This is a genomic window from Pseudomonas viridiflava, assembly GCF_003702045.1.
In the GTDB taxonomy this organism is placed as follows: Bacteria; Pseudomonadota; Gammaproteobacteria; order Pseudomonadales; family Pseudomonadaceae; genus Aquipseudomonas; species Aquipseudomonas viridiflava_C.
This window is the reverse complement of sequence record NZ_RBTP01000057.1, coordinates 1-11,102: the sequence shown is the minus strand read 5'-3', so window position 1 is coordinate 11,102 and position 11,102 is coordinate 1. Positions and strand designations below refer to the sequence as shown.

General features: G+C 61.1%; 4 protein-coding genes. 3 read left to right on the top strand and 1 reads right to left on the bottom strand.

Annotated features, from left to right (window positions below):
* The coding region (locus ALP40_RS17795) for an efflux RND transporter permease subunit (protein WP_147478338.1) at window positions 1-1,334 on the top strand (1,334 nt) is incomplete at its 5' end.
* Between the two features lie 67 nt (window positions 1,335-1,401).
* On the top strand, window positions 1,402-2,019 hold the full coding sequence (locus ALP40_RS17790; RefSeq protein WP_122209523.1) for a LysE family translocator: 618 nt from the start codon (window positions 1,402-1,404) through the stop codon (window positions 2,017-2,019).
* A gap of 338 nt (window positions 2,020-2,357) precedes the next feature.
* Here ALP40_RS17790 and ALP40_RS17785 read toward each other — a convergent pair whose 3' ends face one another.
* Window positions 2,358-2,651: a hypothetical protein gene (locus tag ALP40_RS17785; RefSeq protein ID WP_122209521.1), complete on the bottom strand. Its 294-nt coding sequence runs from the start codon at window positions 2,649-2,651 to the stop codon at window positions 2,358-2,360.
* Between the two features lie 380 nt (window positions 2,652-3,031).
* On the opposite strand from ALP40_RS17785, the gene ALP40_RS17780 reads away from it, so the two are divergent.
* Window positions 3,032-11,102 (top strand): non-ribosomal peptide synthetase (locus tag ALP40_RS17780; protein ID WP_310887070.1); only part of this gene is annotated, 8,071 nt, incomplete at its 3' end.

The following is an 11,102-nucleotide window of genomic DNA, read 5'->3' as shown; positions in this document are numbered from 1 at the left end:
TGAAACCTCTGGCTGGCGTGCGGCACGTGTTTGCCGTTGCAGGCACGCCGGGCAGCGAAGGTGCGGAAGGCGCAGCGGTCAATAAAGCAACGTTAACGGTTGAACTGACCCGGCGGCAGGATCGCGATCTCAGCCAGACCGGCCTGGAAGCGCAAATGCGCGACGCGTTGCGGTCGCTGCCCGGGGTGCGGATCAGCGTCGGCGGAGATGGCAACGGTGAAAAACTCGACATCGTGCTGGCCAGTGATGACGGCGATCTTCTGGAACGCACCGCAATGGCACTGGAGCCTCAGCTGCGTCAGTTGAAAGGCGTGGGCAACATCGCTTCCAGCGCCGCGCTTCAGACGCCGGAGGTCCAGTTCAGTCCGGACTACGCAAGAGCGGCGCAGTTGGGTATCACCAGCCAACGGATTGCCGACACCCTGCGCCTGGCCACGTACGGCGACTACTCCTCGGTGCTGGGCAAAATCAATTTATCGCAACGTCAGGTCGACCTTAGGGTGCGTATGGACCCTGCGCTGCGAGGTGATTTGCAGCGCATCGCGCAGTTGCGTGTTACCGGCCGCGACGGCCAGGTGGTGCTGGACTCGTTGGGTACGCTGAGCATGGGCAGCGGCCCGGCGCAGATAGACCGTCTGGATCGACAGCGCTACGTCACGCTGTCCATTGAGCTCAACGGCCGCAGCCTGGGTGAGGTGATGGACCAGGTCCGCCAGTTGCCCGGTTTTGCCCACCTGCCCGCCGGTGTGAAAACCGTGGAGCAGGGCGAGGTGCAATTGATGAACGAGCTGTTCGGCAGTTTTGGGCTGACCATGCTCATCGGGGTGTTCTGCATTTATGCGGTATTGGTGCTGCTGTTTCACGATTTCCTCCAGCCCGCGACCATTCTCTCGGCCTTGCCGCTTTCGCTGGGCGGAGCCTTGCTGGCCTTGCTGGTCTGTGACCTGAGTTTCTCACTGTCATCGGTCATCGGCCTGCTGATGCTCATGGGCATCGTTACCAAGAATTCGATCCTGCTGGTGGATTACGCGATCCTCGCCCGCCGCGATTTCGGCATGGACCGTTACGCAGCGCTGCTGGATGCCTGCCACAAGCGTGCGCGCCCGATCCTAATGACAACTATCGCAATGGGGGCCGGGATGTTGCCCACCGCCATTGGCGTAGGGGCCGATCCCGGCTTCCGGCAGCCAATGGCCGTGGTAGTGATCGGCGGGCTTTTGACCTCGACTGTCCTCAGCCTGTTGGTGGTTCCGGTCATTTTTACTTACGTGGACGACGCGCTGCAGCTGTTCAAGCGCCTCACCGCAGGACGACACGAGGCACAGCGCCGCTGATGTGCACACAGCTTTCGATTCGTTGCATTCGACCATCAACCCTGCAAGACCGAGTGAGGGCATTTACATGAGTAGTTCTATCTTTCTGGCGCTGCTGGCCGTGCTCGCCGTTCCGGGGCCGACCAATTCGCTGTTGTTTCAGACCGGTGTCAACAGAGGCTTCAACGTGCCGTCGCTGCAATGGGTCGGCTCGGAATGGCTGGCCTACGTGATCCAGATCACGGCGTGGGGCATCACACTGGATCGGGTGGCCCGGGATTATCCCTGGGTGGCGACGCTGAGCAAGGCGTTCGCCGTCTGCTTCTTGTTCTATATCGCGATGAAACTCTGGAACATGGCGCGCAAGAGTCAGCACACCGACGCTGCGGACAGCCAGAAACCGGGGCTTTCACCGGCAGGCTTGTTTATTGCGACCTTGAGCAACCCCAAAGGGCTGTTCTTCGCCTCTTTTGTGGCGCCCGCAGGTACGTTTCTGCACAGCGCTGATTACCTGGCCTTCATAGCGACATTCACCGCTGTGGTGTTACCGGTCGGCTCGGCCTGGGTGCTGTTCGGTTCGTGTTTTGGCGGGCGGATGAGTTCGGCGCGTTCATCACGTTTGATGAACAAAGGCGTCTCGATGGTGATCGGCCTGTTCGCAACCGGGCTGCTGTATAACCTGGCATCGCATTCTTTCATCGCTTAAACATGGGCATTACCCACGTCACGGACGTGCAGTACGACACCTTTATTTAATTCGCCTGATTAAACTGCTTATTTAATGCCTGCGCTGACCCATCGGCTCGTTTGTTCGCGGGTCGGTGGGTAAAGGCCGTGGTTTATCGTGCGCACACATCACTAATTCCGAACACTTTTATGGTGGGTAGGGAAGTGAGTAAACAGTGGGGTTGAGATGGCGGAGCCAAACACACTTAATAAAGCATGGTTCGGCGTCTGGGGGGTTAATATAATTGCGGCCTTATAGGCTCGCTATTTCAGGCTATTTCAGGGGAAGTCTTTCGATAACAAACCGTCAGAACAGCATTAATTGCCCTGACTGGCGTTTATCCCGGCACTGTTGGCGCTTGTTGGTTCATCCGGCTTGGGATGATGGGCATGGACCAGGGAATGTGCCGCATAAAAGCCCAGTATCCTGCGGCTCTTTGCCCGGTACTCGCATGCCACCAGGGGTGAGGCGGGCATGGCTTCGGAGGTGTCCGTTTGCATGACCTGCATTTTGCGACCGCCCGAGCGCAAGCGCACGTATTCCCCAGGTTCGAAGTTGTTCATGTCATAACCCTCTATTTGCGAGTTGGCTTGCTCAAGCGTTACTTGCATACCTGCATTCAAGCACTGCCCCCTACGGCCTGTCTGTGGTGAAAAGAGGGGACAAGACAACACACTTTTCAGGCTGTCCGGCGCCGCCTGTTTCTTGTCCTTGTTTCAAGTGACATACAGGGGACGTGGCCGGTGATTAAAGTCGAGCATCTATTGAGCCGTCCCTTTGGCGGGGCGGCCGATGCCTACGCAAATTCACTGCACCGTCAACGGTCGCGCGAACGTGCACACGTCCCCTGACTCTCCGAGAAGTAACGTATGACATCTATTGCTGGAAACAAGGTGGTCAAGTGCATGGCGCAACAGTTAATGATTCGCTCGGCCAGATGGGCGTGCGCTGAACAGGCATCGACTCGTCGCGTCATTCAAGGAGTCTCCGCATGAAACAGTCTCTTGCCATGCATGCCACTTATCCACTGACCGCTGCTCAGCGTGACATTTGGCTCGATCAGACCGTGCACAGCGATATTCCTCTTTACAACATTGGCGGGTTCAACGTCATCGAGGGGCCTGTCGATATCGATCGGCTTCAGCGTGCGGTGAATAGGTTGGTGCGCAGGCACGACGCGCTGCGAACAGTCCTGCTGCACGGCACAGGCAAAGACGGTCTGCCTGAGCAGGCTTTTGTCGAGGACCTGCCGTTGCAGGTGGCGTCCCACGACGTTTCCGGCGAGGCAGACCCAGAATCGGCCGCCACCGGCCATCTACAATCGTTCACTCGGGAACCGTTTGCACTGGACGGCTCGCCACTGGTACGCCTGCAACTGGTCAAAATCAGTGAGCAGTTGCATTACCTCGGGGTGCAGGCGCATCACATCGTCATTGACGGCTGGGGCATCTCGCTGATGCTCAAGGATCTGGGCGAGCTGTACGCTGTGGATCAGGAGGAGGTGGGCGACTCGACCGCGCTTTCCTACACGCGCTATATCCAGGATGAATCCGCCTACCGGGAATCGAAGCGCTACGACCGCGACCAGGCTTACTGGCAGGAAAAATACCGGCAGGTGCCGGCACCGCTTTTCGAACCGCGTCACCGTAGCCGGTACAGCGGTGGCAAGGCACCGGGCGGACAGGTACTGCGACGCTACCCGGCGGCCTTACTCGAACGTATCGACGCGCTTGCTCTGCCTTTGCAGGCGTCACGCTTCCACGTGCTGATGGCCGCGCTGTACGTGTATTTCATGCGCACCGAGCATGCCGAGGAATTGGTGCTCGGCATGCCGGTACTTAATCGCTCCAACGCCGGTTTTCGCAGCACTCTGGGCCTGTTTGTGCAGGTCAGCGCCGTGCGTCTGCGGTTTGACGAGGGGTTGAGTTTCGCCGAACTGGTCGGTGAAATGGGCGCCACCCTCAAGCAGGACTACCGCAATCAGCGCTATCCGCTCAGCGACCTGAACCGTTCGCTGGGCTTACTGCGCGATGGTCGCGAACAGGTTTATGACGTTTCGGTGTCCTACGAAATCAACGACCTGCGCTACCTGTTCGGGGAATCGGTCGCTTACAGCGTCAAATGTTCCAACGGGTACGAGCAGACCCCGCTGTCTCTGCACATCCGGTCCAACCCGCACACCGACGAAGTCTGGCTGCACTACATCTACAACGAAGCGTTTTTCCAGCAGGACGAGGCCGAGGCGCTCGCCGAGCGTTTCATGCACGTACTGCAGCAAGGTTTGCAAGATCCGCAACGGTCGGTGGGTGAATTCGTGCTTCCCACGCCCGATGAGACGCATGCGCTTGAGGCGCGCAATCAACTGCAGGCACCTGCAAGCCCGCCCGAAACCGTGCATGCGCTGTTCGAAGCCCAAGCCAGGGCGCGCCCCGACGCAGTAGCGCTGCTGCATGAAGGACAGGCCACGACCTACGGCCGCCTCAATGCTCAGGCCAATCAGGTCGCGCATCGTCTGTGCGCACTGGGCGTCGGTCCTGACGACCGGGTAGCGATCTGCGCCGAGCGCGGTCCGCAGATGATCATCGGCCTGCTTGGTATCCTCAAGGCCGGTGCGGGGTATGTACCGCTGGATCCGTCGGCTCCGGCTGAGCGACTGGCATTCACGCTGCGCGACAGTGCACCGGTTGCGCTGCTGACGCAGTCCGCGTTCGAGGCACAGCTGTCGGCGCAGGGTATTGCGGTGTTGCTGCTGGACCAGCCGGAGGCGGCAGGTTTCGCCGAACAGCCAGAGGACAATCCGCACGTGGCCGGGCTCGACTCCGGGCATTTGGCTTATGTCATCTACACCTCCGGGTCTACCGGCCTGCCCAAGGGCGTGATGGTCGAGCACCGCAATGTCACGCGTCTGTTCTCGGCGACGCGAAGCTGGTTTCCAGTCGGTGCCAATGATGTATGGGCGCTGTTTCACTCGTTCGCTTTCGACTTTTCCGTGTGGGAAATATGGGGTGCGCTGCTGCACGGCGGGCGCCTGCTGATCGTTCCACAAGCCACGACCCGAGCGCCTCAGGCGTTTTATGACCTCTTGTGCGAGGCCGGGGTGACCGTGCTCAACCAAACGCCCAGTGCGTTTCGACAACTGATTGCAGCGCAAGGTGACGATCCCCAGCCTCATGCCATTCGCCAGGTCATCTTTGGCGGTGAAGCGCTGGATACCAGCATTCTCAAGCCCTGGTATGCGCGCAAGGCCAACGCCGGTACGCAGTTGTTCAACCTGTACGGCATTACCGAAACCACTGTCCACGTGACCTGCCATCCGTTGAGCAAGGCTGATGTCGGTGCCGGTGTCAGTCCGATTGGCAAGCGCATTCCCGATTTGCGCCTTTACCTGCTTGATCGCTTCGGCAAGCCGGTTCCGCCGGGCGTGGTTGGCGAGCTTTATGTCGCTGGCGCCGGTGTGGCGCGTGGCTACCTGAACCGGCCGGAGCTGAACAGCGAACGCTTCCTGAGCGACCCCTTCGATGCCACGCCCGGCTCCCGTATGTATCGCTCCGGCGATCTGGCGCGCTGGACCCTGGACGGCAATCTTGACTACCTCGGTCGCAATGACGATCAGGTCAAGGTGCGCGGATTCCGAATTGAACTCGGCGAGATCGAAAGCCGTCTGGCCGCCTGTGAAGGCGTGCGCGAGGCAGTGGTGATCGCGCGTCAGGACGAACCGGGCGAAAAGCGTCTGGTGGCGTACGTGATACCCGAACCCGGGCATCTGCCTCAGGCCCATGCACTCCGGACCGAACTGTTGCTGCACCTGGCCGACTACATGGTGCCGACCGCCTTCGTGATGCTGGAGCAGTTTCCGCTGACGGGCAACGGCAAGCTTGACCGCAAGGCCTTGCCGGTGCCCGATGCCAGCGCCTTTGCGCGCCGGGACTACGAAGCACCCGTCGGCGAGGTGGAAACGGTACTTGCAGGCCTGTGGAGCGAACTGCTCGGCGTTGAACGAATCAGCCGGCATGACCAGTTCTTCGAGCTGGGTGGCGATTCATTGCAGGCGGTGAAGCTCATCGAGCGAATTCGCGAAAAAGGCCTGAACGTCGACGTGCTGTCGCTGTTCGGCCACCCGACGCTGTCGGGGCTGGCTCAGACGGCAGGCTCCGGACGCCATGTGGCCGTTCCGAGCAACCTGATTCGGCCCGATACGCAACGCATCACCCCGCAGATGCTGCCCCTGGCCACGTTGACTCAAGCGCAAATCGATGCGCTGGTGGCCACAGTGCCTGGCGGCGTGGCCAATATTCAGGACATCTACGCGCTGGTGCCGCTGCAGGAAGGTATTCTCTACCACCACCTGGCGACCACCGAAGGTGATCCGTACTTGCTGCAAGGCACGTTGCGGATGAACAGCCGCGCCGATGCCGAGCGTTTTACCCACGCGTTGCAGGCGGTCGTCGAGCGCCACGATATTCTGCGCACGTCCATCGCCTGGGAAGGCCTGGACGAGCCTGTGCAAGTGGTCTGGCGGCAGGCCACGCTGCGCGTTCAGGAGCATGCCCTGAAGCGCATCGACGGGGATATTGCCAGTCAGTTGCAAACACGCATGGACCCCCGAAACACGCGTTTCGACCTGCGTCAGGCGCCGCTGATGGAGCTGCATCTGGCCGAAGACCCCGACCGGGGTGATTGGGTGGCCGTGCTGTTGTTCCATCACCTGATCGATGACGCGACGTCGCTGGGCATTCTGGGGCGCGAGATTCAGGCACACGTGGCCGGAATCAGCGCCGAGCTGCCAGCGTCGGTGCCGTATCGCAACTACGTCGCGCAATCGCGCCTGGGCATCAGCGCTGCGGAACACGAAGCCTTTTTCCAGGCAGCGCTGGGCGACATCGATGAACCTGCGCTGCCATTCGGGCTACAGGACGTGCAGGGCGACGGCAGTGCCATTGAGCAGGCCGTTCAACCGCTGGATGATCAACTGGGTAGGCGTTTGCGTGCCCATGCCCGACGTCTCGGGGTCAGCAATGCCAGTTTGCACCACCTTGCCTGGGGACAGGTGATCGGTCACTTGTCGGGCCGTCAAGACGTGGTGTTCGGCACGGTGCTGATGGGGCGTATGCAGGGTGGACAGGACGCCGAACGTGCCTTGGGCATGTTCATCAATACGTTGCCCCTGCGCGTACCAACGCACTGCCCAAGCGTCAGACAGGCCGTACGAATCACCCATGACCGGTTGGCCGAGTTGCTGGCCCACGAACATGCCCCTCTGGCCCTTGCCCAGCGGTGCAGCGGTGTTGCCGCACCCACGCCGCTGTTCAGTGCATTGCTCAACTACCGCCATGCGGCCGTGGCGGCGCAAAACGGTAACCATGCCGAGGCAGGTCTGTCGTGGGCCGGTTTCGAGCTGGAAGGCGGAGAAGAGCGGACCAACTATCCGCTGTCGCTGTCGGTCGATGATCTGGGCGGCGGTTTCAGCCTGACGGTACAGGTCGTGACGGGGATCGGCGCGGATCGTATCGCCGGTTACATGCAAACGGTGCTTGAACAGTTGGTCGAAGCGCTCGATCAAGAGGGCGAGGTGCCTTTGCAACGCCTGGCCTTCATGCCGGACAGCGAGCGTCAACAGTTGCTGCAGGGCGTCAACGCCTTTCAACAGGTTTATCCGGCCCATTTGCTGGTGCACGAGTTGTTCGAGGCGCACTCCAGGCAGCAGCCGGATGCGTTGGCGGTGTCGTTCGAGTCATCGCAGATCACCTACGGTGAGCTCAATCGGCAGGCGAACCGCATCGCCCATCGATTGCTTGAGATGGGCGTCGGTTTCGACGACCGCGTCGCGATCTGCTCTCGGCGCAGCCCGGAAATGATTGCCGGCCTGCTGGGCATTCTCAAGGCAGGTGCGGGCTATGTACCGCTGGACCCGGATTACCCGGCGCAGCGGCTCGATTACATGCTCAAGGACAGCGCGCCCAAGGTATTGCTGAGCCAGGCATGTCTGACCGGGCTGTTCGGGGATTCCGTGGTTTGCTCCGTGCCGGTGCTGTTGCTCGACGGTCTGGTGGAGGGCGCAGAAGAGTTTTCTCGCCAGTCCACACGTGATCCGCAACTGAGCGCGCAAGGGCATCGTGCGGAACATCTGGCTTACGTCATCTACACCTCCGGGTCCACCGGTCAGCCCAAGGGCGTGAGCATGCCCCACGGCCCGCTGGTCAACCTGATGCACTGGCAGCTTGAGGAGGGGCGCAACAGCGGTAATCCGGCGCCGGCGACCCTGCAATTCGCGGCCCTGGGTTTCGACGTGGCGTTTCAAGAAGTGTTCAGTACGCTGTGTGCAGGTGCGCGCCTGTCGCTGATCCACGCCGACACCCGGCTCGACCTGCGCGCGCTGTACCTACACATTTGTCAGGAACGTATCGAGCGGCTTTATCTGCCATGCATCGCCTTGCAGGCATTGGCCGAGGCGCTGTGTGACGATCCGCAGTTACGCGAACGCACGTGTGCCTTGCGCGAAGTCATTACCGCTGGCGAACAGTTACGCATCACCGCGCCGATTCGTGCGTTCTTCGAGCACCTGAGCGATTGCCGTTTGCACAATCACTATGGGCCGACCGAATCCCATGTGACCACCTCGTTCACGTTGCCGGTGAATGTGGCCGAATGGACAACCTTGCCTGCCATCGGTCGCCCGGTCGCCAACACCCGTATCTACTTGCTCGACAGCCAGCTTCAGCCCGTTCCGGTGGGTGTTGCGGGCGAGATCTACATCGGCGGTGCCTGTGTCGCACGCGGTTACATCAACCGGGATGACCTCACGGCCGAACGTTTTATCAGCGATCCTTTCAGCCAGACCTCGATGGATCGTCTCTACAAAACCGGTGACTTGGGACGGCGTGACGCTGACGGCGTCATCGACTATCTGGGACGCAACGACGATCAGATCAAGATTCGTGGCTTCCGGGTTGAGCTGGGGGAGATCGAGTCCCGGCTGAGCGATCACCCGTCCGTGCGCGATGCAGTGGTGGTTGCACGCGAGGATCGGCCTGGCGACAAGCGTCTGGTGGCCTATTTCACTGCACAGAACGGCCGTGATCCGGTGTCCGCCGACGTACTGCGCACCTACCTTCAGGCGCGTCTTCCGGATTACATGATTCCAGGCGCCTACGTGCTGCTCGACACATTGCCGTTGTCGGCCAACGGCAAGCTCGACCGTCGAGCGCTGCCCGCGCCAGACGCCACAGCCTTTGTCAGCCAGGCGTATGAAGCACCTAGAGGCGTTATAGAAACGACCCTGGCCAGCCTATGGTCGAAATTGCTGGGCGTTGACAGGGTAGGTCGCCACGACCATTTCTTCGAACTGGGCGGTCACTCGCTGTTGGCGGTCAAGCTGATCGAGCAAATGCGCAAACTTGAGCTGCATGCCGATGTGCGCGTGCTGTTCAGCCAGCCGACGCTTTCGGCTCTTGCGGCGGCGCTCGGCGATGCCGAAGAGCAGCTGCAGATTCCCGACGTCGGCATTCCCGACGGCTGTGAGCACATTACGTCGTCCATGTTGACGCTGCTGGATCTGGAGCAGGGTGCCGTTGACCGGATCGTTGCTGCCGTACCGGGCGGTGCCTGCAATATTCAAGACATCTACCCGCTGGCCCCGCTTCAGGAAGGCATTCTTTACCACCACATTGCTGCAGAGCAGGGCGACCCGTACCTGCTTCAGGCTGCCTTTGCGCTGGACAGCCGGGCAGAACTGGATGCATTCGTGGCGGCGATGCAAGCTGTCATCGACCGGCACGATGTGCTGCGTACCGCGCTGGTCTGGGACGGTCTGGAACAACCTGTTCAGGTGGTTCTGCGCCAGGCCATGCTGACCGTTGAAACGCTGGAGCTGAACGCGGCCGAGGGTGATATCGCCCGTCAGTTGCAGACCTTGTTCGATCCCCGTGACCAACGCCTTGATCTGGGACAGGCCCCGCTGATGCGCATGGCCTGCGCCTTTGACACGCCCAACCAGCGCTGGGTCGCGATCCTGCTGTTTCACCACATCGCGCTGGACCACACGGCGCTGGAAGTGATGCAGCATGAGATGCAGTGCCTGTTGAAGGGTGATGCCGAGGCGCTCGAAACGCCGATGCCGTATCGACGCTATGTGGCGCAGGCCAGAATGGCGATCCGGCAGAGCGCACATGAGCATTTCTTTCGCGAGATGCTTGCCGACGTCCAGGAACCTACCTTGCCGCTGGGACTCAAGGAAATTCAGGGTGACGGCCGCGGTGTCGAGGAGCACCGCCACACCCTGGATCGGGCCTTGAGCCTGCGGCTGCGCGCCGTGGCCCGGCAATTGGGCGTCAGCCCGGCCAGCCTGCACCATTTGGCATGGGCGCAGGTGATCGGTGCTCTGTCCGGACGCAGCGATGTGGTGTTCGGCACCGTGCTGCTGGGTCGCATGCAGAGCGGGGCCGGGGCAGAACGGGCGCTGGGCATGTTCATTAATACACTGCCGGTGCGCGTCAGCCTCGGTGCGCTGAGCGTCAGTCAGGGCGTGCGCCAGACCCACGCACGTCTGACCGCGCTGCTGGGCCATGAACACGCCTCTCTGGCGCTGGCGCAGCGTTGCAGCGGTGTTCCGGCGTCAATGCCGTTGTTCAGTGCGCTGCTCAACTACCGCCACAGCCCGGTGGCGTCCGACACCGAAGTCGAACGCTGGGGCGGTGCCCAGGTGCTGGAAGTAACCGAACGGACCAATTACCCGTTCATGCTGTCGGTCGATGACTTGGGCGAGGGTTTTTTGCTCAGCGTGCAAACCGTTGTCGCTATTGCGCCGCAGCGAGTCGCGGGGTACATGACCGCCGCGCTGGAAAGCCTGGCCGATGCGCTGGAATCCACCCCGCACCTGCCCATTCATGGGCTGAACATCCTGCCTGCGCAGGAGCGCACTCAGCTACTTGCCGGGTTCAACGACACCGCTGTTGCGTACCCGCTGGAACAGACGGTTCACGGCCTGTTCGAAGCCCAGGTTCTGCGTACGCCAGCGGCTGTTGCGCTGGTTCACGATGCGGCTCAGCTGACGTACAGCGAACTTA

Excerpts from the sequence above, each read along its gene's own strand:
- ALP40_RS17785 (WP_122209521.1), bottom strand. The coding sequence starts at position 2,651 with ATGCAAGTAACGCTTGAGCAAGCCAACTCGCAAATAGAGGGTTATGAC.
- ALP40_RS17790 (WP_122209523.1), top strand. The coding sequence starts at position 1,402 with ATGAGTAGTTCTATCTTTCTGGCGCTGCTGGCCGTGCTCGCCGTTCCG.